This is a genomic window from Streptomyces sp. NPDC001816, assembly GCF_042892235.1.
In the GTDB taxonomy this organism is placed as follows: Bacteria; Actinomycetota; Actinomycetes; order Streptomycetales; family Streptomycetaceae; genus Streptomyces.
This window is the reverse complement of the sequence record NZ_JBIATY010000018.1, coordinates 83,458-105,737: the sequence shown is the minus strand read 5'-3', so window position 1 is coordinate 105,737 and position 22,280 is coordinate 83,458. Positions and strand designations below refer to the sequence as shown.

Below are 22,280 nucleotides of genomic sequence, written 5' to 3'. Positions count from 1 at the left end.
ACGGGGCCGGGCCGGGGCCTCAGGGTTTTTCGGCGGGGAGGCCGTGTTCCAGGACGTTCAGGGTGCGGTCGACGAGGCTCTCGTAGTCGTCCCGCTGGCCGTGCTCGGCCCAGTACATGGACGTCTCCATCAGGCCGCCGATCAGCGACATGGCGTAGACCCGCACCTCCAGGCTCTCCGGATCGCGGCCGGTGCGCTGGCCGATGGCCTGGCAGAGCATGCGGCCGGTCACCGACATGCTCTCCATCATGCGCGAGCGCACCGCGGGGACCTGGACCATCAGGTGCGTCCGCAGCCGCAGGATCCGCTCGTCCTCGTCGACAGCCTGCCGGACGGCCCGCCGCAGCACGTACCGGAGGGTGTCCGCCCAGGGTTCCTCCGCGGGCCGCTGCCTGATCTCCTCCAGGATGAACGGGTCGTACTCGTCGGTGAGGACGATGTCCTCCTTGGTGGGGAAGTAGCGGAAGACGGTCGACGGCGACACCTCCGCCCGGTCGGCGATCTGGTCGATCGTCGTGGCGTCGTACCCCTGCTCCTCGACCAGGGCGTACGTCGCCGCGCGGATCGCCTCACGGGTCTTGATCTTCTTGCGTTCGCGCAGACCGAGGCGGGGGCGGTCGGCGGCGGAGTTGGAGGCGGGGGAGTGAGCGGCCGTCATGCCCGTCATTGTCCGGCATCTCCCGCGGGGGCGGCCACGGCCGGGGCCCCCTGGCGTTCCGTGCGCCGCGCGGCCGGGGTGTTCGGCAGGAACGCCGCCGCCAGCAGCGCGGAGACCAGGGAGGCAACGCCGCACACCAGCAGGACCACGCCCATGCCGTGGACGTACGCGCCGTTGGCGGAGGCGGCGAGGTGGGCGGAGCCCGTCTTCTCGGCGATCAGATGCGCGGCGACCACCGAGTCCCCGGCCGTGTGGGCGGCCGGTGCGGGCAGGCCGGTCACGTCGAGCCGGTCGCGGAAGACGCCTGCCAGCAGGCTGCCGAGCAGGGCGATGCCGATCGCGGAGCCGACCTGGCGCAGGGTCATCAGCAGGCCGGATCCGCTGCCGGCCCGGTCGCGGGGCAGGGTCGCGAGGGCACCGGTCATGGCCGGTACGAGCGCGCAGCCGAAGCCGAGTCCGGCGATGGTGAGCCACAGCGCGGTGAAGCCGTAGCCCGAGTCCGTCGTCGTACGGCTGCCGAGCAGGGCGGCGAAGGCCAGCACCACCAGGCCCGCGCTGACCGTGGCGCGCGACCCGAAGCGGTCGGCGAGCGGGGGAGCGAGCTTCGCGGCGACGGACAGGCCGAGGACCATCGGCAGCATCCGGACGCCGGTGCCGAGGGTGTCGTTGCCGAGGACGGCCTGGAGATAGGGCGGCAGCACGAACATCAGGCCGGACAGCACGAACATCACGAGGGTCGCGGCGACGGTGTTGAGCAGGAAGCCGCGCTGGGCGAGCAGGCTCATGTCCAGCATGGGGCGCCGGACCCGGCGCGAGCGCAGCACCAGCCCGGTGATCAGGACCGCGGCTCCCGCGAACATGGCGAGGACCAGCGGATCGCCCCAGCCTCGGTCGGGGGCCTCGATGATCGCGTAGATGAGGGCGCCGAGTCCGGCGGTGGTGAACACGGTGGAGAGGGAGTCGATCGCGGGGGTGGCCGGGTCGCGGGTTTCGGGCAGCAGCAGGACGCAGGCGAGGATGCCGAGCGCGACCATCGGGATGTTGATCAGGAAGACCGAGCCCCACCAGAAGTGGTCGAGCAGCCAGCCGCCGATGATCGGGCCCAGCGGCAGGCCCAGGGCCGAGCCGGTGGAGACGAGGCCGAGGGCCTTGCCCTGCTCGTCGGGCGTGAACAGGGACGGCAGCACGGACATCGCCAGCGGCGTGATCAGCGCGGCGCCGACACCCATGACGGTGCGGGCGGCGATCACCCAGTCCACGTCCCCGGCCAGGGCACCCATGAGGGAGCCCGCCAGGAAGATCCCGAGTCCGGTGATCAGCATCCGTCGCCGTCCGAACCGGTCACCGAGCAGTCCGGCCGGGAGCATCAGCGCGGCGAACACGACGACGTACGCGTCCGCCATCCACTGCTGCTGACCGGTGGTGGCGCCGAGCTGCTCCGCCATGGTCGGCAGCGCCACATTGAGGATCGTCATGTCGAAGCCGAGCGTGAGCATGCTCGCGACCAGGGCCCCGAGGGCCCACCAGCGGCGGGGGTCGTGCCGCGTCTCGTCGGTCTGGGTGACAGCAACCATGAAATGAGAGTAGCTCTCAAAAGATGGCCGCCGTCAATAGGGATGTGCTGTCATGGCATGAAAAACGGCCACGGCAGGAGTGCCGTGGCCGGAAAGAGGCTCGCTCGGAAGGGTTATGCGTGCTGGTACGCCACCAGCGAGATACCCACGTAGTGGACGACGAACGCGGCGAGCGTGAAGGAGTGGAAGACCTCGTGGAAGCCGAACCAGCGCGGTGAGGGGTTCGGGCGCTTGATGCCGTAGATCACGCCGCCCGCGCTGTAGAGGAGGCCGCCGACGATCACCAGGACCAGGACGGCGATGCCGCCGGTGCGCATGAAGTCGGGCAGGAAGAAGACGGCCGCCCAGCCCATCGCGATGTAGCAGGGGGTGTAGAGCCAGCGCGGGGCGCCGACCCAGAAGACGCGGAAGACGATGCCCGCCGCGGCCGCGGCCCAGATGCCCCACAGCAGCCACTGGCCCTTGGCGCTGGGCAGCAGCAGCATGGTCAGCGGCGTGTAGGTGCCCGCGATGATCAGGAAGATGTTGGCGTGGTCGAGGCGGCGCAGGACGCCGTCCATCCGGGGGCTCCAGTTGCCCCGGTGGTACAGGGCGCTGACGCCGAAGAGCAGGCATGCCGTCAGGACGTAGATCCCGCAGGCGATGCGGCCTCTGGTGGAGTCGGCGAGGGCGGTGAGTACCAGCCCCGCGATGAGTACGGCCGGGAACATGCCGAGGTGCAGCCAGCCGCGGAGCCTGGGCTTGACCGGATGCGGCAGGGAGAGCGCGCTGGGACCACGGCCGGCGGCCGGCGAGTCCGTGGGCGCGTCGGGGACGGGCGCAGTCATGCGGGGCATGGTACCTACGGCCCCGTAAGTCGCGTGTCAGGGCGCCCTTGTGAGTGGCCGTACGCAAAAGGTCCTTCTGCTGAACTCCACGTGCACGCAAAGAATCACGGAAACCGTGGGATTCCTCACGTTGCTCACCTGTGATGCCCTCTGGACAGATGGGCACTAGAATCGGATGATCAAATGAGTGCGGTCGGCACCGGATGAGCAGCTACGAAGCGTCCGGGTCGCAGCCCCCACGGGGCGACAAGACAAAAAATCCCTCATTTAGGAGCGATCGTGGCGCGCGACATCGCGGCTCCCACCGGCATCCCCACCAACCACCAGGAACTGATCTCGTGGGTCAACGAGATCGTCGAACTGACCCAGCCGGACAGCGTGGTCTGGTGTGACGGATCCGAGGCCGAGTACGAGCGACTGTGCGAGGAGCTCGTCGGCAAGGGGACCTTCAAGAAGCTCGACCCGATCAAGCGCCCGCACTCCTACTACGCCGCCTCCGACCCGACCGACGTCGCGCGCGTCGAGGACCGGACCTTCATCTGCTCGGAGAAGGAGGAGGACGCCGGCCCGACGAACCACTGGATGGCCCCCGCGCAGATGCGCGAGGTCTTCGCCGGTGAGAAGGGCGTCTTCCGCGGCTCGATGCGCGGCCGCACCATGTACGTCGTCCCCTTCTGCATGGGCCCGCTCGGCTCCAAGCTCTCCGCCATCGGCGTGGAGATCACCGACTCCGCATACGTCGCCGTCTCCATGCGCACCATGACCCGCATGGGCCAGGCCGTCCTCGACGAGCTGGGCGACGACGGCTTCTTCGTGCGCGCCGTGCACTCGGTCGGCGCCCCGCTGGAGCCCGGCCAGGCGGACGTCCCGTGGCCCTGCAACCAGACCAAGTACATCTCCCACTTCCCGGAGACCCGCGAGATCTGGTCGTACGGCTCCGGCTACGGCGGCAACGCGCTGCTCGGCAAGAAGTGCTACGCCCTGCGCATCGCCTCCGTCATGGCCCGCGACGAGGGCTGGCTGGCCGAGCACATGCTGATCCTCAAGCTCACCCCGCCGCAGGGCGAGTCCAAGTACGTCGCCGCCGCCTTCCCGAGCGCCTGCGGCAAGACCAACCTCGCCATGCTGGAGCCCACGATCTCGGGCTGGACCGTGGAGACCATCGGCGACGACATCGCCTGGATGCGGTTCGGCGAGGACGGCCGGCTGTACGCGATCAACCCCGAGGCCGGCTTCTTCGGCGTCGCGCCCGGCACCGGTGAGCACACCAACGCCAACGCGATGAAGACGCTGTGGGGCAACGCGGTCTTCACCAACGTCGCGCTCACCGACGACGGCGACGTGTGGTGGGAGGGGATGACGGAGGAGACTCCGGCCCACCTGACGGACTGGAAGGGCCGGGACTGGACGCCGGAGTCCTCGGAGCCCGCCGCGCACCCCAACTCCCGCTTCACGGTCTCCGCCGCCCAGTGCCCGATCATCGCGCCGGAGTGGGAGGACCCGAAGGGTGTGCCGATCTCGGCGATCCTCTTCGGCGGCCGCCGCGCCACCGCGGTGCCGCTGGTGACGGAGTCCTTCGACTGGAACCACGGCGTGTTCCTCGGCGCCAACGTGGCGAGCGAGAAGACCGCCGCCGCCGAGGGCAAGGTCGGCGAACTGCGCCGCGACCCCTTCGCGATGCTGCCGTTCTGCGGCTACAACATGGGCGACTACATGGCCCACTGGATCAAGGTCGGCAAGTCCGCGGACGCGGCGAAGCTGCCGAAGATCTACTACGTCAACTGGTTCCGGAAGAACAACGAGGGCAAGTTCGTCTGGCCGGGCTTCGGTGAGAACAGCCGCGTCCTGAAGTGGATCGTGGAGCGCCTGGACGGCAAGGCCGAGGGCGTCGAGACCCCGATCGGCATCCTGCCGACCCGGGACGCGCTGGACACCAACGGCCTGGAACTGGCCGAGTCCGACCTGGAGTTCCTGCTCACGGTCGACAAGGACGTCTGGCGCGAGGAGGCGGCCCTCGTCCCCGAGCACCTCAACACCTTCGGCGACCACACGCCGAAGGAGCTGTGGGACGAGTACCGGGCGCTGGTCGAGCGTCTGGGCTGAGCCCCGCACGAAAAGACTCCGCGGCCGGTCCTCGGATGCCCTGACCAGCGATCGTCACGGCCGGCCGCGGTGACGGCACCAAAGGGCCCGGGGCCCGCCTGTACAACGGCGTACGGGCGGGCCCCGGGCTCCTTCGTGTGCCGCGGCTGCGCGGGCTCACGCCCGGCGGTGCAGCAGCATGTAGCCGTCCTGCAAGGCCACCAGGTCGTACCCATTGCGGCGGTCGGCGGCCAAGCGCCGCTGCTCCTCCTCGACGCCGAGCGGCTGGCCCGGCCACCATCGCTGGTCGGCCGGCACCCAGGTGTCCACCATGACCCACTGGGGATCGGGGCGGCTGCCGGTGGAGCCGTAGAGGCCGACGCTCGTACGGTCGGCGAGCTGGGGTACCAGATGGTCGGACGTCTGGACCGTGGCGCCGTCGGGGATCATGGCCAGCAGACGGCGGGCGACGATGACGCGGGAGTCGGTTCGCCAGGTGTCGGGCTGCACCAGCTGGAACAAGGGGAAGCTCGGAAGGATCATGAGGGTGATCGCGGCGGAGCCCGCGAGGTAGCGGCGCAGGCCACGTCCGCTCGTCCCGCGTCGCACCAGGGCGTCGACGAAAGCCGCGAAGACGATCGGCATCAGGACCAGCGAATAGTGGAAGCTGGTCCCCCAGTGCAGGTTGTTGCTGGACGCGAAGCGCCACACCAGCGTGGGCAGGGCGACCCACAGCAGGGGCGATCGCATCGCCAGGAACAGGGTGGGAGCCAGCAGGAGGGCAAAGGTCGTCACCTTGGGCAGGGGGGTGACGAGACCGATGGTGCCCTGGTCGAGCAGATCCAGCAGACTGCCCCCGCCGCCTCCGGTCGCCCCGTGGCCACCTGTGGCGGGACCCTGCACCAGAGACCAATAGGCGAAGGACCCGCCCGGGTTGAAGGCCGGCAGGACCACGAACAGAGCCAGCGCACTCCCGGCAAGGCCGGCCACAGCCGTGAGCAGTCCGAGTCTGCGGTCGCCTCGCCAGGCGATGACGAGGCCGATGACGAGAACCGTGAGCCCGAGGTCCTCCTTCACGAGCAGCAGGGGCAGGGCCCAGCATGCCGCGGCGGTCAGCCGGCCGCTCCCGAGGGCGGTCAGCGAGAGCACCAGGAGCGGAGCGGCGAATGCCACTTCGTGGAAGTCGTAGCCGACCGTGCTCGCGATTCCCCAGGAAAGCCCGTAGCAGGCACCGATCGCCGCGCCGGCCAAGGGGCCCAGGGCTCGGCGCGCCCAGAGAGCCAACGGGACGACGCTCAGGGCGAGAAGCGCGGCCTGTACGACAAGGAGTGTCTCCGCTCCCTGCCACACCCGGTAGAAGGGCGCCACAAGCGCCAGGATCGGAGAGAAGTGGTCCCCCAGGACGGGAAAGTCCTGGCCCTTCACCTCGGAGACCGGCAGGTGTCCTTCCGCGTACGAGCGCACGACCTGTTGGAAGATTCCCAGGTCGTAACTGCTCGTGAACATGCGCTGGTGGAGTCGCAGTGACACCGCCGCGTACATCACGAACAGCGCTCCCGCCATGGCCCAGACCCACCATGTGCCATCGAAGCGGCCTTTGCGCGGTGGTTCGGCCACCGCCGTTTTGTCACGAGTCTGTTGTTGCGCAGGAACTGTCGCGCCGTTGACGAGCGGTGTCTGCATCGGGAACCCCCTCGGGAAACAGAGACGTGCGGCCATCAAGATGCCAGCACCATGCGGCATTTGGACACGAGCGAACTCCCGTGTGCCGAGAATCCACCGAATGGCCGACCGGCCGGTCCCCGCTTTTCGCCGCTTACGCCGTCCGTCGCGTGTAATGGTGGCACCGATAGGCAATCCACCTATGGTGCTGCCATGCGCGGAATTCTCCTGGCCGGGGGCACCGGTTCGCGACTGTGGCCACTGACCCACTCGGTGTCGAAACAGCTGCTGCCGGTCTTCGACAAACCGATGGTCTATTACCCGCTTTCCACACTGGTGATGGCCGGTGTGCGCGACATCCTTGTCATCACCACATCCGAAGACCAGTACCAGTTCCGTCGCTTGCTCGGCGACGGCCGCCAACTCGGCCTGCGGCTCCAATACATGGCACAGGAGCGCCCGGAAGGCATTGCCCAGGCGTTCCTCCTGGGGGCCGACTTCATCGGCGACGAGTCGGTGGCCCTGATCCTGGGCGACAACATCTTCTACGGGAGCGGCCTCGGTACCCGGCTGGCCCGCCACGACGACCTCAAGGGCGGAAGAGTGTTCGCCTACCCGGTCGCCAACCCCTCGGCCTACGGCGTCGTGGAGTTCGACGCGTCGGGCCGGGCACTGTCCATCGAAGAGAAACCGGCCCGGCCGAAGTCCCGCTACGCCGTGCCCGGCCTCTACTTCTACGACCGTCACGTCGTGGAGGTGGCCCGCGGTCTGCGACCCAGCGCCAGGGGCGAGTTGGAGATCTCCGACCTCAACCGGGTCTATATGGAGGCCGGGACGCTGCAGGTCACCCGGCTGGACCGCGGCACCGCATGGCTGGACACCGGAACCTTCACTTCCCTGATGCAGGCGTCCGAGTTCGTCCGGGTGATCGAGGAGCGCCAGGGCTTCAAGGTCGGGTGCGTGGAGGAAGCGGTGTGGCGTGCCGGCCTGATCGACGACGACCGGCTCCGGGAACTGGCCCGGCCCCTGCTCAAGAGCGGATACGGCCACTACCTGCTCGGGCTGCTGGAGGACTACCGGCAAGTCGTCGTGCCGCAGAGAGCCGGCGAAGCGCGCCACGAGGAACCGACGAGCCGTCCCTGAACCGAATGCGCGGCGGAAAGGAGCATTCACATGGAGCCACTTGGCATCGAAGGGGCCTGGGTGGACACGCCCAAGGTGTTCACGGACCCCAGGGGCAGATTCCATGAGTGGTTCAAGGGAGAACAGTTTCGTGAGACCACCGGCCAGGGACTGCGGCTTGAGCAGGCCAACTGCTCGCGCTCCGTTCTCGGCACTCTCCGCGGCATCCACTACGCAGCGGCCCCACCGGGCCAGGCCAAGTTCGTCACCTGCGTCAGCGGCGCCGTCCTCGACGTGGTGGTCGACATCCGTATCGGCTCGCCGACCTTCGGCAAATGGGAAGCGGTCGGGCTCGATGACACGGCGCACCGCTGCGTCTATATCTCGGAAGGCCTGGGCCACGGCTTCATGGCCCTGGAGGACAATTCGACCGTCGTCTACCTCTGTTCAGCGGGATATGCGCCGCACCGTGAATACGGGATCAACCCGCTCGACCCCGATTTGGCCATCGCATGGCCCGAGGAACTCGTCCCGAAACTTTCCGGCAAGGACGCCGCCGCGCCCACGCTGGAGGAGGCCGGGCGGCAAGGTCTGCTGCCTTCCTTCGAGGACTGCGTCGCGTATCGCGGAGGGCTCGCCGAGGGAATCCGTGAGGAAGACACAGAGAAAGTAGGTTCATTGAGGCCGCACGGGTGATCCTCACGCAACTCGTGGCGTGACCCGTGACCTTTCAATTGCCGCGAGTTTAAAAATAGATCTGTCCGTAGCAGAGGCGACGTGACGCGCATGCGAAAAAGCGCACCGGGTGCGCGCGCTTGCGGTCTGACTCCCCCCAAGTTACTGAGGAAGGTTCTCTTGAACCGTCGAACGATCCGAAGTTCACGCCTGAGGTCCGCCACACTGGTGACCGCAGGCGCTCTCGCGGTGGCGCTCAACGTTGGGCAGAGCTCGGTGGCCATCGCCGACGCGATCCACAGGTCGGGCTCTGTGCCCCAGGCGGCGTCCAGCAGCACGAACGAAGACATGGCCGGCGGCAGGGGCGGCGACCGGGGCCCCCAGGGCCCCGCAGGCAAGCCGGGCAAGCCCGGCAAGCGGGGTCCGCAGGGACCCCAGGGAGCCCAGGGCGCGCAGGGTGCCCAGGGCGCGCAGGGTGCCCAGGGCGAGCAGGGTCCGCAGGGTCCGCAGGGTGCGCAGGGCGCCCAGGGTGCGCAGGGCGAGGGTACCCAGGGACCGCAGGGTCCGCAGGGACCGCAGGGTGCGCAGGGTGCGCAGGGTGCTCAGGGTGCGCAGGGCGCGCAGGGCGCTCAGGGCGCCAGCGGCGTCCACACGTACTACAAGAGCGCTACCGTCGACTCGAACGTGCACCACGTGGAAGTCTTCTGCGACACCGGCGACGTGGCCACCGGCGGCGGATACGAGGTCGAGCCGGGCGGCGTCCAGATCTCGATCAACAGGCCCCTCCCCGCCGTTGCTGTCCCGCCCGGTGGTCCTCTCCCTGATGGAACCATCCCCCACGGGTGGCAGGCCGGGACCCCGGCTACCTCGGCCACGCCTCCTGGCGCCACCTCCACGATCACTGCCTACGTGGTCTGCAACGCCTCCTGAATCCCGCGCGAGCGGCAGTTCCGTTCTGGTCGGCCGCTCCACATGGGAACTAGTGACGGTGCCCCGAGACTTCGGCCTCGCGGGCACCGTCCGCATGTGCCCGCATCCCCGACGCAGCAAGACACCTGGAGAATCATGCGCGTCCTCGTAACCGGTGGTGCTGGATTCATCGGTTCGCAATACGTCCGCCGACGGCTGAGCTCGGACCCGTCGGCGCGGGTCACCGTCCTGGACAAACTCACCTACTCGGGGGTAGAGCAAAATCTGGCCCCGGTGGCGGGGCATCCGGGCTACACCTTCCTCCACGGCGACATCTGTGACCCGGATGTGGTCGACCAGGTGATGGCGGGCCACGACGCGGTGGTCCATTTCGCCGCCGAGTCGCACGTGGACCGGTCGATCGACGGGGCCGGTCCGTTCGTCCGCAGCAATGTGATGGGCACGCAGGTGCTCCTGGACGCGGCCCACCGGCACGGTGTCGGCCGCTTCGTCCACGTCTCCACCGACGAGGTCTACGGCTCGATCGGCGAAGGCTCATGGACCGAGGAGTGGCCCCTGGCGCCGAACTCCCCCTACTCCGCGTCGAAAGCCGGCTCCGACCTGCTGGCGCTCGCCTACCACCGCACCCACGGCCTGGACGTCGTGATCACCCGGTGCTCCAACAACTACGGGCCGTACCAGTTCCCCGAGAAGGTAATCCCGCTCTTCATCACCAACCTCATCGACGGGAAGACGGTCCCCCTCTACGGAGACGGCCGCAACATCCGCGACTGGGTGCACGTCCTTGACCACTGCCGGGGCATCGACCTGGTCCTGCACGGCGGCAGGGCCGGGGAGGTCTACAACATCGGCGGCGGGACCGAGCTGAGCAACCACAAGCTCACCGGACTGTTGCTGGACGCGACCGGCGCGGGCTGGGACCGGGTCGAGTACGTGGCTGACCGCAAGGGCCACGACCTGCGCTATTCGCTGGACGACAGCAAGATCCGGGAGCACCTCGGCTATGTCCCGCAGGTGTCCTTCACGGAGGGGCTGGCCGACACGGTCGCCTGGTACCGCGCACACCGCTCCTGGTGGGAGCCGCTCAAGAAGAGGGCCGAGCTGCGATGACCACGAGCTGGCTGGTGACCGGTGCACGCGGCCTCCTCGGCCAGGACGTGCTGGCCGAGCTCGCCGCCGATCCGGAGGCCACGGTGACGGGACTGAGCCGGGACGGGCTCGACATCACCGACCCGACAGCCGTCCGCGCCGCCGTCACCGATCACCGAGTGGTCGTCAACTGTGCCGCATGGACGGACGTCGACGGCGCCGAGCGGTCCGAGGCGGCGGCCACGGCCGTGAACGGCACGGGCGTCCGCCACCTCGGACGCGCGTGTGCAGACGCCGGCGCCGTCCTGCTGCACATCTCCACCGACTACGTGTTCCCGGGCGACGCCCGCCGTCCGTACCCGGAAGACGCGCCGACGCGGCCCGTCAACGCATACGGGCGAAGCAAGTTGGCGGGGGAGCGGGCCGTCGTCGAACTGCTCCCGCACACCGGCTACATCGTGCGCACTGCCTGGCTGTACGGCTCTCACGGCCCGAACTTCGTGGCCACCATGCTCGAACTTGCCGCCCGGCGGGAGAATTTGGACGTGGTGGCCGACCAGCACGGTCAGCCGACCTGGTCCCGGGCGCTCGCCCGGCAGCTGGCCGCGCTCGGCCGCGCCGCGCTGACCGGACGGGCACCGGCCGGCATCTACCACGGCACGGCGGCTGGCCGCACCACATGGTGCGGTCTGGCGCGTGAGACCTTCCGGCTCAGCGGACTCGATCCCGAGCGGATCCGCCCGGTCGGCTCGGACAAGTTCCCGCGTCCGGCCGTCCGCCCGGCCTTCGGTGTCCTCGGTCACGGCAACTGGCTGCGGGCCGGTCTGGCGCCCCTTTCCCCATGGTGCGACCAGCTGACGGCCGCGCTGAAGGCGCCCGAGTTCGCCGCACTGGCCGCCGCGGCGCGCACCAGCACGCGGCGCACATGACAGGCGCCCGGCGGAACCTCGCGGTCCGCCGGGCGCCGTCCGAGCGCCAGGCACTCATCGGCTCACGGCGTCCCGGAACTCTTGCGGCACTTGGGAGAGGGACTTGGGATCGGCGGCGACCGCACGGCGGAACGCGGCCTCGGCCTCGCCCTTGCGGTTGTTCTCCGCCAGGAGCCGACCCAGTTGCAGTTGGGGCACTGTCGCCCTGGGATCGATGGCAGCGACACGCTTGAGGAGTTCAATGGCCCGGTCGGGGTCACTCGTTCTCAGCATGTACGCCTCGCTGTAGAGAGGGGACATGAAGTGCGGATCGATTTCGAGCGCCCTGTCGAATTCTGCCCGGGCATCCGCCGTCCTGCCGGACTGCTGATCGACGAGCCCGAGGCCGTACCAGGCACGTTTGTTCTGGGGGTCCAGTTCCAGAGCGTGCCGGTAGTCCCGGGCGGCCCCTGGGGAATCCTGCTGAATCTGGTGCTGAAGGGCGGACTTCAGCAGCGCGTCCACCGACTTCGCGCTCCGGGTCACTGAAGCGGCCTTGGATTCCGATGGCTCGGCCGACGGAGAATGAATCGCCCAGACGGTCACCCCGGTGGCAACCGCCGCCGCCGTGGCGAGCCCTGCCCACAATCTCGTACGTTTCACTTGGTCACTTTTCGTGAAGGTGGCGGACGGATCGAGTTCGCCTGTCTCAGGTCGTTGGCACCGACGTTACGAGGCGCCCTCGACAGTGCAGTCGTACGGCAGGCGCGAGGGGCGTTCAGTCCACTCGAATGCACGAGTCCTGAGAACGGTTGCGGCCCAGCCTCTTTGCGTGGCTTTCATCGGATGGATTGGATGTGGCCCGTGAAATCAACGGTCTGTCTCAACATGATCGTCAAAGACGAGGCTCCGGTGATCAGGCGCTGTCTCGAATCCGTACGGCCCCTGATCGACACCTGGGTCATCGTGGACACCGGCTCGACCGACGGCACGCAGGACGTCATCCGCGACGTCTACAGCGATCTGCCCGGCGAACTCCACGAACGGCCTTGGAAGGGGTTCGACGGCAGCCGTACCGAGGCGATCGAACTCGCTCGTGCCGGCGCGGACTACCTGCTCTTCATGGACGCCGACGACATGATGGAGGTGGCGCCCGGCGCTGTCATGCCCGATCTGACTCTCGACGCCTACCGGCTCAACGTCAGAAGCGAGCGCTACACCCACCGGCGCCGCGCCCTGGTCTCGACCCGGCTGCCGTGGCGGTACGTCGGTGTCCTGCACGAGTACCTCGACTGCGGTACGCAGTACAGCCTCGGGAATCTGGAGGGCGCCACCATCGTCGTCGTGGGCGGCGGGGGACGCAGCAGGGGAAAAAGCCAGCGGGAGAAGTACCTGGGAGATGTCGAGATCCTCCAGCAGGGGCTGCTCAAGGAGCCCGGCAACGAGCGCTATGTGTTCTACCTGGCCCAGAGTTGGCGCAACGTGGGTGAGTTCGAGAAGGCGATCGAAGCCTACGACCGCCGGGCGGGCATGGGCGGCTGGGACGAGGAGGTCTTCTGCTCCCGACTGTTCGCCGCACAGTTGGCCGAGAGGCTGGAGCGGCCGCCGGCGGAAGTGATGGACCGCTACCTCGGTGCGCACGAGAGTCGCCCCACACGCGCCGAAGCACTCGGTGAGCTCGCGCGCTGGTGCCGCCTCAACGGGCAGCGATGGCCGCTCGCCCACCTGTTCGCGCGACAGGCGGCGCGCCTCCCCTGTCCGAGGGCCGACCACCTGTTCGTCGAGCCCGACTGGTACCACTGGCGCGCACTCGACGAACTCGGGGTGTCCGCCTACTGGGTGGGGGAGTACGAGGAATCGGAGGACTGCTGTGAACGCCTGCTTGCAGGCAACAAGTTGCCCGCCGAACATCGTGACCGCGTGCTCCAGAACCTGGAGCTCTCACGACGCCACCTGCGCTCGAGGCAGCTCGTCGGGGCGAAGCAACGCGTTGGAGTCTGAAGCGATGTGAGTCCGGCCCACAGACGTCGAGGGCGCCCGGTGGAACCTCAGGTCCACCGGGCGCCCGCTGTTTCGGACGGCCTAGACGAGCAGCTTTCCGCCGTGCCGTGCGGTGCCGTCCTTCATCGCGATGAGGTTGGCGACCACGTACGAGATGTCGTTCTTGGAGTGCCACTCGCTCGGGAAGTAGGTGACCAGACGCGATGACTGGAACCGGGCCTCGAGGTCCGGCACGAAGGCGCGGTACTGGTCGTCCGTGTAGTACCAGAACGAGTTCTCGTTGTAGTAGGCGGTGTGCGTCGGGTCCTGGTAAGCGCCGCGGCCGTCGGAGCTGGGCGTCATGGTGAGGAGCATGCCGCCGGGCGCCAGCAGCCGGTACAGCTCGTTGATCAGCGGCACCTTGGCGGGGACGTACTCAAGGAAGTCCACCGCCCGCATCAGGCCCACGGAGCCGTCGGGCAGGTCCAGCTTCCCGGGCAGGGTCGCGACGATGTCGACACCGTCTCCCGCCCGCTGGTCCACGCCGACGTAGCCCGGCGGCTTCCGGCGGGCGGCGCCGAGGTCCAGCGCGATCAGTCCGCGCCGGTAGGTCCAGGCGAGGGCGTTGGCCTCGATGTACTTGTCGTACAGGGCGACCGTCTCGCGCTGGATGTGCGCATTGATCTCCGGGTCGCGCTGGGTGTTCCCGGCGTGCACCCGCTGCAGGTAGAGGCAGCGGTTGATGTGGTGGAAGTCGCCGAGGTGGAACAGGCGGCACATCAGGTCCTGGTCGTCCAGCACCGTGCGCGCGGCGTCGTACCCGCCGGCCTTCTCGTAGCTGTCCTTGCGGAACGCCCGCACGTGGTTGGGCGCGTACCAGATGTAGGCGACGTTGTGCGGGGTCGGCGCCAGGGAGACGACCTGCAGCAGCTTGCGGCCGTCGACCTTCACCTCTTCGTACTGCCAGCCGAACGTCTCGTCGAAGCGGCTGTCGTCCCGCTTCCCCTCCTCGGTGATCTGCGCGGTGTTGCTGTAGACGAACACGGCCTCGGGATGCTCGTCGAACGCCTTGCCGAGCTCCGCCAGGCACGCCTTCGCGAGCAGGTCGTCGTGGTCGAGTTCCACGAGGATCTCGCCGCGCGCCAGTTCGCAGGCCCTGCGCTTCGCGGCCCCCACGCCCTCGACGTCGTCAGCGATCTCGATGCGGACCCGGTCGTCCGGCCGCTCCGGCCGCCACCGGGCGCCGTTGTTGAGCAGGACGATCCATTCCCAGTCCGAACAGGTCTGTGCCTGCAGGGTTGCCAGGCACTCATCGAGGAAACGGGGCCGGTGGCTGGGGGTGAAGACGGAGAACCTCGGTGTCGCGGTCGACGTCATCTGTTGCTCCCTGCTTGGCTCGATGTCGGTGAGAGGGTTGAAGGGTCGGGAATCACCGGAATTCCTCCGGCACTTGGGAACGCAGTGACGGATCGGCGGCGATTGCGCGACGGAACTCGTCCGCGGCGTCCTTGTCACGGTTCTGCTGCGCCCGGATTCGTCCGAGGTGCAGATGTGCCGTGGCCGCATCGGGATTGCCGGCAATGACACGCTTCAGAAGTTCGCCGGCCTGGTCGGGATCGCTCGACTCCACCAGAAGCGCCTTGTTGAAGAGAGCCGATGTGAACACCGGGTCGATCTTCAGGGCCTTGTCGTAGTCGGCACGGGCATCGGCCGTCCGGCCGGCCTGGTGCGCCATGACTCCCAGGTTGTACCAGGCGTACTTGTTCTGTGGGTCCAGCTCCAGGACGCGCCGGTAGGTGCGGTCGGCCCCTTCGATGTCATGGTTCTGCTGCTGCGCAATGCCTGCCTGCAAAAGCGTATCGGCGTCCCGCAGGTTCTGGTCCGCCGATGACGGGGCCTTGGCGTCCGGGGGCGCTGCCGAGTAGGACATGACCGCCCACGACGTCACTCCGGTGGCAACTGCAGCCACAGCGACGAGTCCCACCAACAATTGCCTACGTTTCACTTTGTCACATCTCGTGGAATAGTGAGGGACGATGGGGTGTCGGAGTCCGAACCACCGTCATTTCCACCGACGTTACGAGGCAGTGGTGATGCGGCCGCCGTTTGGCGGGCATGAGGGACGCGCAGTCCACCCGAATGTACGTGTCGTATCACAAAAAAATGGCGCCCGGTCCGCGCGTCGCTGCGGGTGCACGCGGACCGGGGCCGACGAGGGGACCCCGGGGGAGGGGGGTCAGTGGGCCGCGCTGAGTTCCTTCGGGTCGGCCAGCGCGGCGGTGTGCGCGTCCATGCGTTCGGCGGACAGGATCGCCGCCGCCGTATCGGCGCGGGAGGCCGCGACGACGAGGGCGCGACCGGCGAGGGTGTGGGCCCGCTCGTGCAGGGCCGCCGGCCGGGAGTCGGGCCCGGTGCCGGTTGCGCGGGCCGGCGTACGCCCGCTGCGCAGCCTGGCCACCTGCTCGGCGAGCCGTTCGGCCGCCAGGTCCAGGTCGGCGGAGGGCGCGAGCGCCCGCAGCTCGTCCGTGACGGCGAGCAGGGCCGCGAGGTGTCCCGCGAGCTGGATGTCCAGCTCCTCCTCGCGCGACCGGTGGGGGAAGTCCGAGGTGGTGCCGGCCATCGTGCTGTGGACCGACTTGGTGCGGATCGGTTCGTACATGGGGATGGCCTCCTGTGCTCTGACAGGAAACCATCCTAGCTTGGATTTCGTCTAAAGTTGAGTCGTGTCACGGACTGCGGTCCGCCGGTCTCCGTCCGCTACGGCTGGCCGTACCCGTCCAGGAAGTTCCCGATCCGGGTCATCGCGTCCCGGAGATCGCCGACGGTCGGCAGGGTCACCACACGGAAGTGATCGGGCTCGGGCCAGTTGAAGCCGGTGCCCTGGACGACCATGATCTTTTCCCGGCGCAGCAGGTCCAGCACCATCTGCCGGTCGTCCTTGATCTTGAAGACCTTGGGGTCGAGGCGCGGGAAGAGATACAGCGCACCCTTGGGCCGTACGCAGGTCACGCCCGGGATCTGGGTGAGCAGCTCGTAGGCGACGTCCAGCTGCTCCTTCAGCCGGCCGCCCGGCAGCACCAGGTCGTTGATCGACTGGCGCCCGCTGAGCGCGGCGACCACGCCGTGCTGGCCCGGCATGTTGGCGCACAGCCGCATGTTGGCCAGGATCGTCAGGCCCTCGATGTAGGAGTCGGCGTGCGCGCGGGGGCCGGAGATCGACATCCAGCCGACGCGGTAGCCGGCCACCCGGTACGCCTTGGACATGCCGTTGAAGGTGAGGGTGAGCAGATCGGGGGCGACCTTGGCGGTCGGGACGTGCGTGGCGTCGTCGTAGAGGATCTTGTCGTAGATCTCGTCGGAGCAGACCAGCAGGTTGTGCCGGCGGGCGATGTCCGTCAGCCCCTTGAGCATCGCCTCGTCGTAGACCGCGCCCGTGGGGTTGTTCGGGTTGATGATGACGATCGCCTTGGTGCGGTCGGTGACCTTGCGCTCGATGTCGGCGAGGTCGGGCATCCAGTCCGACTGCTCGTCGCAGCGGTAGTGCACCGCCGTACCGCCGGACAGCGAGACGGCCGCCGTCCACAGGGGGTAGTCGGGGGCCGGTACGAGGACCTCGTCGCCGTCGTCCAGCAGGCCCTGCATCGCCATCACGATCAGCTCGGAGACGCCGTTGCCGACGAAGACGTGCTCGACGTCGGTCTCGATGCCGAGGGTCTGGTTGTGCATGACGACCGCCCGGCGCGCGGCCAGCAGGCCCTTGGCGTCGCCGTAGCCGTGCGCGGTGGAGACGTTGCGGAGGATGTCCTCCAGGATCTCCGGCGGGCACTCGAAGCCGAAGGCGGCAGGGTTGCCTGTGTTGAGCTTCAGGATGCGGTGACCTGCCGCTTCCAGGCGCATCGCCTCCTCGAGAACCGGGCCCCGGATCTCGTAACAGACGTTGGCGAGCTTGGTCGACTGGATCACCTGCATGTCCGTGAGCTTACGGCCCGGTAACGCCTCACGGGTCGTGTTTTCCGACACGTGAGACGCGGAGCTTTGTGCTGTTATCGCCGGTAGCTGTCTCAGGAGTCACACACGTCTCTACAATTCCCGCCCATGGCCACCGATCGTGAGCACGGGGCGGAGACGTACGGCGCGCACGGAGCGGGCGGCGAGCCGGGGGCGCCGCCGAACGTCTACCACCCGCATGCCGCCCCGACCCCGTCGTACGAGGAGTACGCCGATCCTGCCGCCGCCCACGGCTGGCAGAACGCCTACGACGAGACCCGTGAGCTGCCCCAGGTGCCCGCGCCGGACGATCCCGCCGGGCCGCCCCCTCTCATACCCGGCGGCGGCCGGGCCGATCTCCGGCGCCGGAGGAAGCAGGGTGGCCGTCGCCGGGTGGCCGTCGCGGGGGTCCTCGGGGCGGCCGGTGTCGTCGCGGTGATCGCCGGTCTGACGGGCGGCTCGGGTTCCCCGGCCGGACAGCAGCCCGCGAAGGGCGGCCGGGTCTCCTCCGACGACTCCGCGAGCACGCGGCAGGACAGCGGCACGCCGAGCGCCACGGACACCGCAGGCACCCCGGGCGGGACCTCGCCGTCCCCCACTCCCACTCCCACGTCCACCGCCACCTCGGCGGGCGCGGCCACCTCTCCGGGCGCGAAGACCTCCGCCGCGCCCACGCCGACGGCGACTGCCCCGTCGGCGACCGCGACGACGACCGCGCCCAGCGTCCGGGGACATGGCCGCGGTGTCGGCAAGAAGCCTAGATCGTCCCAGGATTGACGTACCGTCAGTAAAACAGTTCGCATACAACTGCTTGCTCAGGCATGCCCCTCTCATGAGAATGCTCATGACAAGACAGTGGGCGGCCGGAAGATCTCCGGTCGCTTATGTCTGCAGAGGGGACCCCCACATGAACAAGCCTCTCCTGGCCGCGCTGTCCGCCCTGGCCATCGCCGGGCTCGGCGCGACCCCCGCCGTCGCCGCGCCCCAGGGCAAGACGGCAAAGGCGGTGACCGTCAGCTACGCCGGCACCGTCTCGCTCAGCAACTGCTCCGGCTCCGTCATCCGCTTCCCGAACTCCGCGGACAGCGACCCGGCGCTCGTGATGACCAACGGCCACTGCCTGGAGACCGGCTTCCCGGACCCGGGCGAGGTCATCACCGGCCAGTCCTCCAGCCGCAGCTTCGGCCTCCTGAACGCCTCCGGCAGCCGGATCGGCACGCTCCGCGCCAACCAGGTCGTCTACTCGACCATGACGGACACGGACGTCACGATCTACCGGCTGACCACCACCTACGCGGCGATCAAGAGCTCGTACGGCATCAGCCCGCTCACCGTGCAGAACACGCACCCGACCACCGGCACCGCCATCAAGGTCGTCTCCGGCTACTGGAAGCGGACCTACAGCTGCAATGTGGACGGGTTCGTGTACCGGCTGAAGGAGGGCGGCTGGACCTGGAAGGACTCGATGCGCTACACCTCCTCCTGCAACACCATCGGCGGCACCTCCGGCTCCCCGGTGATCGACACGGCCACCGGCAACGTCGTCGCCGTCAACAACACGGGCAACGAGGACGGCGAGAGCTGCACCGAGAACAACCCGTGCGAGGTGGACGAGAGCGGCAACGTGACCGTCCGCAAGGGCATCAACTACGCCGAGGAGACCTACCAGATCCCGGCCTGCTTCACGACCGGCAACAAGCTCAACCTGAGCGCCTCCGGCTGCACCCTGCCCAAGCCGTAGTGCCCGCGGGCCGGGCGGTCACACCGGTGTACGGCGCACCGCCCGGCCCGCCAGTACGTCCGTTCGCCGGCCGTCCTCGATGACGAACCTGCCGTCGACCAGGACGTACGGGATCCCGGTCGGGAGCGTGCGGGGCTCGGCGAAGGTCGCGCCGGGCGACACCGTCCGCGGGTCGAAGAGCACCAGGTCGGCCCGGTATCCCTCGCGCACCAGCCCGCGGTCCGGCAGTCGCAGCCGGGCCGCGGGCCGCGCCGTGAGGTGCGCGACGCACTCCTCCAGCGTCAGCACGCCCAACTCCCGTACGTAGTGCCCCAGATAGCGGGGGAAGGTGCCGTAGGCCCGCGGGTGCGGCTTGGCGCCCCGCAGGATGCCGTCCGAGCCGCCGGTGTGGGCGCGGTGCCGCATGATCGTGCGGACGTTCTCCTCATGGCCGACGTGCTGCAGGATCGTCGTACCGAGCCGGTCCTCGACCAGCAGGCGGCGGACGGTCGTCCAGGGACTCTCGCCGCGCAGGTCCGCCGACTCCCGGACCGTGCGGCCGACGTGGTCCGCCAGGGCCGGTGCGGTCACGCCGGAGATCTCGATCGTCTCCCACTCCACGGGCACGCCGTGGCAGCCGTCCGCGCCGGTCACCTCCAGGTCGTGCCGGATCCGCGCGGCGGTCGCCGGGTCGCCGAGCCGGGCCAGGACCCGCTCCGGGCCGCCCGCGCTCGCCCAGCTCGGCAGCAGCGCGGCCAGGGTGGTGGAGCCCGGGGTGTAGGGATAGGTGTCCAGCGTGATGTCCGCGCCGGAGTCGAGCGCGTCGTCGAGCAGGGCCAGCAGCTCGGGCGCCCGGCCCTCGTTCACGCCGAAGTTCAGCGTCGCGTGGGCCAGATGCAGCGGGCAGCCCGCCTCCCGGGTCAGCGCCACCATCTCGGCGTAGGCCTCCAGGGCGCCGGCGCCGTAGGACCGGTGGTGCGGGCAGTAGTAGCCGCCGTACTCCGCCACCACCCGGCACAGCGCGCTCAGTTCGGCGTCCGCGGCATACATCCCCGGCGTGTACGTGAGCCCCGAGGACAGGCCGACCGCGCCCTGCTCCAGCCCCTGTGCCACCAGGTGCCGCATCCGGTCGAGCTCCGCGGGCGTGGCCGGGCGGTCCTCCCAGCCGACGGCGAGCGCGCGGACCGTGCCCTGCGGGACGAGATAGGCGGCGTTGACGGCGATGCCCCGGTCCAGCCGGTCGAGATACTCGCCGACCGTCCGCCAGTCCATGTCGAGATCGTCGCCGTACCCGTTCCAGCCGGTGATCGCCCGCCGGACCTCCTCCAGCGTGCGGTCGTCCACGGGCGCGTACGAAAGACCGTCCTGGCCGACGACTTCGAGCGTGACCCCCTGCGCGGCCTTCGCACTGTGGTCGGGGTCGCGCAGCAGGGCCAGGTCGGAGTGGGCGTGCATGTCGATGAAGCCGGGGGCGAGGACGAGCCCCTCCGCCTCCAGCTCGAGCCGCGCCCGGGGCCGCTGACAGCCCGCCGCCGCGGCCTCCTTGACGATCGAGACGATCCGGCCGCCGTCGACCACGACATCGGCGCGGTAGGAGTCCGCACCGCTGCCGTCGACGACGTCCGCGTCACGGATGACGAGCTGCTCCATGGCTCTCCCCGGATCTCCAGAAGCCGGATCTCTAGAAGAACGTACGGATGAAGTCGACGACCGTCCCGTCCGCCTTGGCCACCGGGATCAGCTGCCACTTGTCGAACGACGTGCAGGGGTGGGACAGGCCGAAGCCGATCCAGTCACCGACCTCGACGTCCGCCTCGGGGCCGGTGCCCAGCCAGAGGTGCTGGTCGGACAGGGCGGTCACCTCGATGCCGGTCGCCGGGTGCTCGCGGCCGTCCCGGCGCACCACGTGGGCCACTGGGTGGTCGAGGTCGTAGGCGGCGTCCCGCTTGCCCGCGTTGACGAAGGCCTGCTCGGGGGACGGGCGGGAGACGACCTGCGCCCACAGCCGGAACGCGGGCTCCAACGCGCCCTCCTCGGGCACCCGGTTGAACGGGGTGAGCCTGCTGTAGTGCACGTCGTCGTGCGAGACGTACGCGCCCGAGCGGAGCAACTTAAGGACCGGCAAGGAGAGTTCGGGGATGCCGGCGAAGACGTCGGCGACCGCGTCGAACCACTCGCTGCCGCCCGCGCTCACCACGATCTCCTCGGCCCCGGCGAACCGCCCGGCCTTGTCGAACTCCGCCGCGAGCGCGACCATCCGGCCCAGCCAGGCCCGCACCGGCTCGGGGGCGGCGCCGGGCACCTGGGCCTCGTAGCCCGCCACGCCCACAAGACGCAGCGTCTGAACGCCCGCCACCGCGTCCGCGACAGCCCGCGCGTCCGCGTCCGTGCGTACACCGGTACGGGCACCCTCGCCCGCGCCCAGTTCCACCACGACGTCCACCGGGCGGGCGGCGCCGCGCAGGGCCGCGTCCATCAGCTCGACGCCGCGCACGGAGTCGACGTAGCAGACGAAACGGAAGTCGGGGTCGGCCGCCAGGTCGGCGGCGATCCGGCGCAGGGCCGCCGGGTCGACCAGCTCGTTGGCCAGGAAGATCCGCTCGATCCCGAACGCCCGGGCCACCCACACCTGGTGCGGCACCGCGAGGGTGATGCCCCACGCCCCGTGCTCGATCTGGCGCCGGAAGAGCTGGGGTGCCATGGACGTCTTGCCGTGCGGGGCGAAGGCGAGGCCGTGCCGGGCTGCGTACGTCTCCATGAGCCGCAGGTTGTGCTCCAGGCGCTCGGCCGAGAGCGCGAGCATGGGAGTGGTGAAGCCGTCGGTGAAGAGGTTGCGGCGCTCGGATGCCAGCTCGGCGACGGTCAGGCCCACGGCGTCCGGCGGGAGGCCCTTGAAGCGGTGGTCGACCCGTTCCTCGGCGAGGCGGGCGAGCGCTTCGGTGCCGGCTTCATGGGCCATGAGGCCTCCCCAATCTGGTGCGTTGCACCCTCTGCAACATTCATTGCGCATGTCGCTCACTGCTGTCTAACATCTCGGCCACGCGGGGTCAACGGACTCCCCCCACC

20 protein-coding genes are annotated in these 22,280 nt (G+C 69.2%); 9 read left to right on the top strand and 11 right to left on the bottom strand.

What is annotated here, in order from left to right; all coding sequences use genetic code 11:
• Positions 1 to 19 precede the first annotated feature (19 nt).
• The 3 genes from ACFYZZ_RS42015 to ACFYZZ_RS42005 all read right to left on the bottom strand — a co-directional run bounded on the left by ACFYZZ_RS42015 (position 20) and on the right by ACFYZZ_RS42005 (position 3,059).
• A complete protein-coding gene (locus ACFYZZ_RS42015; RefSeq protein WP_389188336.1) occupies positions 20 to 667 on the bottom strand; it encodes a TetR/AcrR family transcriptional regulator in 648 nt (215 codons plus the stop codon).
• Entirely contained in the window at positions 664 to 2,232 is a 1,569-nt protein-coding gene (locus ACFYZZ_RS42010; RefSeq protein WP_389188333.1) for an MFS transporter, read from the bottom strand. The genes ACFYZZ_RS42015 and ACFYZZ_RS42010 overlap by 4 nt, the downstream gene beginning before the upstream one ends.
• Positions 2,233 to 2,345: 113 nt before the next feature.
• Entirely contained in the window at positions 2,346 to 3,059 is a 714-nt protein-coding gene (locus ACFYZZ_RS42005; protein WP_389188331.1) for a hemolysin III family protein, read from the bottom strand.
• A 279-nt stretch (positions 3,060 to 3,338) separates the two neighbouring features.
• On the opposite strand from ACFYZZ_RS42005, the gene ACFYZZ_RS42000 reads away from it, so the two are divergent.
• Positions 3,339 to 5,162 carry a phosphoenolpyruvate carboxykinase (GTP) gene (locus ACFYZZ_RS42000; protein WP_389188328.1) on the top strand — a complete coding sequence of 608 codons (1,824 nt, stop codon included), beginning with the start codon at positions 3,339 to 3,341 and terminating at the stop codon, positions 5,160 to 5,162.
• Positions 5,163 to 5,318: 156 nt separating this feature from the next.
• Here the strand turns inward: ACFYZZ_RS42000 and ACFYZZ_RS41995 are convergent, their stop codons facing one another.
• A complete protein-coding gene (locus ACFYZZ_RS41995) occupies positions 5,319 to 6,704 on the bottom strand; it encodes a DUF2079 domain-containing protein (RefSeq protein ID WP_389188325.1) in 1,386 nt (461 codons plus the stop codon).
• Positions 6,705 to 7,016: 312 nt separating this feature from the next.
• Between ACFYZZ_RS41995 and rfbA the strand changes: the two genes are divergently transcribed.
• The 5 genes from rfbA (at position 7,017) to rfbD (ending at position 11,548) form a co-directional block, all read left to right on the top strand.
• Positions 7,017 to 7,946, top strand: a complete 930-nt coding sequence (gene rfbA, locus ACFYZZ_RS41990; RefSeq protein WP_389188322.1) for a glucose-1-phosphate thymidylyltransferase RfbA — start codon at positions 7,017 to 7,019, stop codon at positions 7,944 to 7,946.
• A 30-nt stretch (positions 7,947 to 7,976) separates the two neighbouring features.
• Positions 7,977 to 8,621, top strand: coding sequence for a dTDP-4-dehydrorhamnose 3,5-epimerase (rfbC, locus tag ACFYZZ_RS41985; RefSeq protein ID WP_389188320.1), 645 nt, complete (start codon positions 7,977 to 7,979; stop codon positions 8,619 to 8,621).
• Between the two features lie 207 nt (positions 8,622 to 8,828).
• Positions 8,829 to 9,530: a hypothetical protein gene (locus ACFYZZ_RS41980; RefSeq protein WP_389188317.1), complete on the top strand. Its 702-nt coding sequence runs from the start codon at positions 8,829 to 8,831 to the stop codon at positions 9,528 to 9,530.
• Between the two features lie 135 nt (positions 9,531 to 9,665).
• Complete coding sequence (gene rfbB, locus ACFYZZ_RS41975) at positions 9,666 to 10,640, top strand: dTDP-glucose 4,6-dehydratase (protein ID WP_389188315.1); 975 nt, start codon at positions 9,666 to 9,668, stop codon at positions 10,638 to 10,640.
• The gene (rfbD, locus tag ACFYZZ_RS41970) at positions 10,637 to 11,548 is read left to right on the top strand and encodes a dTDP-4-dehydrorhamnose reductase (RefSeq protein WP_389188312.1); all 912 of its coding nucleotides are present in this window, start codon (positions 10,637 to 10,639) and stop codon (positions 11,546 to 11,548) included. Before rfbB ends, rfbD begins: the two co-directional genes overlap by 4 nt.
• A gap of 54 nt (positions 11,549 to 11,602) precedes the next feature.
• On the opposite strand, the gene ACFYZZ_RS41965 is transcribed toward rfbD, so the two are convergent.
• Positions 11,603 to 12,190: a tetratricopeptide repeat protein gene (locus ACFYZZ_RS41965; RefSeq protein WP_389188309.1), complete on the bottom strand. Its 588-nt coding sequence runs from the start codon at positions 12,188 to 12,190 to the stop codon at positions 11,603 to 11,605.
• Between the two features lie 225 nt (positions 12,191 to 12,415).
• On the opposite strand from ACFYZZ_RS41965, the gene ACFYZZ_RS41960 reads away from it, so the two are divergent.
• Positions 12,416 to 13,528, top strand: a complete 1,113-nt coding sequence (locus ACFYZZ_RS41960; protein ID WP_389188306.1) for a glycosyltransferase — start codon at positions 12,416 to 12,418, stop codon at positions 13,526 to 13,528.
• A gap of 81 nt (positions 13,529 to 13,609) precedes the next feature.
• Here ACFYZZ_RS41960 and ACFYZZ_RS41955 read toward each other — a convergent pair whose 3' ends face one another.
• From ACFYZZ_RS41955 to ACFYZZ_RS41940, 4 genes are all read right to left on the bottom strand, one after another.
• Positions 13,610 to 14,884 (bottom strand): glycosyltransferase, encoded by a 1,275-nt coding sequence (locus tag ACFYZZ_RS41955; RefSeq protein WP_389188304.1) that lies wholly within the window; start codon positions 14,882 to 14,884, stop codon positions 13,610 to 13,612.
• A gap of 52 nt (positions 14,885 to 14,936) precedes the next feature.
• Entirely contained in the window at positions 14,937 to 15,491 is a 555-nt protein-coding gene (locus tag ACFYZZ_RS41950) for a tetratricopeptide repeat protein (RefSeq protein WP_389188302.1), read from the bottom strand.
• A 252-nt stretch (positions 15,492 to 15,743) separates the two neighbouring features.
• Positions 15,744 to 16,166 (bottom strand): hypothetical protein, encoded by a 423-nt coding sequence (locus ACFYZZ_RS41945; protein WP_389188299.1) that lies wholly within the window; start codon positions 16,164 to 16,166, stop codon positions 15,744 to 15,746.
• A gap of 98 nt (positions 16,167 to 16,264) precedes the next feature.
• On the bottom strand, positions 16,265 to 17,476 hold the full coding sequence (locus tag ACFYZZ_RS41940) for a pyridoxal phosphate-dependent aminotransferase (protein WP_389188296.1): 1,212 nt from the start codon (positions 17,474 to 17,476) through the stop codon (positions 16,265 to 16,267).
• Between the two features lie 126 nt (positions 17,477 to 17,602).
• Between ACFYZZ_RS41940 and ACFYZZ_RS41935 the strand changes: the two genes are divergently transcribed.
• Positions 17,603 to 18,271, top strand: coding sequence for a hypothetical protein (locus ACFYZZ_RS41935; protein ID WP_389188293.1), 669 nt, complete (start codon positions 17,603 to 17,605; stop codon positions 18,269 to 18,271).
• 130 nt (positions 18,272 to 18,401) lie between these two features.
• Positions 18,402 to 19,235 carry a serine protease gene (locus ACFYZZ_RS41930; RefSeq protein ID WP_389188290.1) on the top strand — a complete coding sequence of 278 codons (834 nt, stop codon included), beginning with the start codon at positions 18,402 to 18,404 and terminating at the stop codon, positions 19,233 to 19,235.
• Between the two features lie 18 nt (positions 19,236 to 19,253).
• On the opposite strand, the gene ACFYZZ_RS41925 is transcribed toward ACFYZZ_RS41930, so the two are convergent.
• Both ACFYZZ_RS41925 and ACFYZZ_RS41920 read right to left on the bottom strand, forming a co-directional pair.
• Positions 19,254 to 20,864: an amidohydrolase family protein gene (locus tag ACFYZZ_RS41925; RefSeq protein WP_389188287.1), complete on the bottom strand. Its 1,611-nt coding sequence runs from the start codon at positions 20,862 to 20,864 to the stop codon at positions 19,254 to 19,256.
• Positions 20,865 to 20,895: 31 nt separating this feature from the next.
• Positions 20,896 to 22,173 (bottom strand): alanine racemase, encoded by a 1,278-nt coding sequence (locus ACFYZZ_RS41920; protein ID WP_389188285.1) that lies wholly within the window; start codon positions 22,171 to 22,173, stop codon positions 20,896 to 20,898.
• Between the last annotated feature and the right edge of the window lie 107 nt (positions 22,174 to 22,280).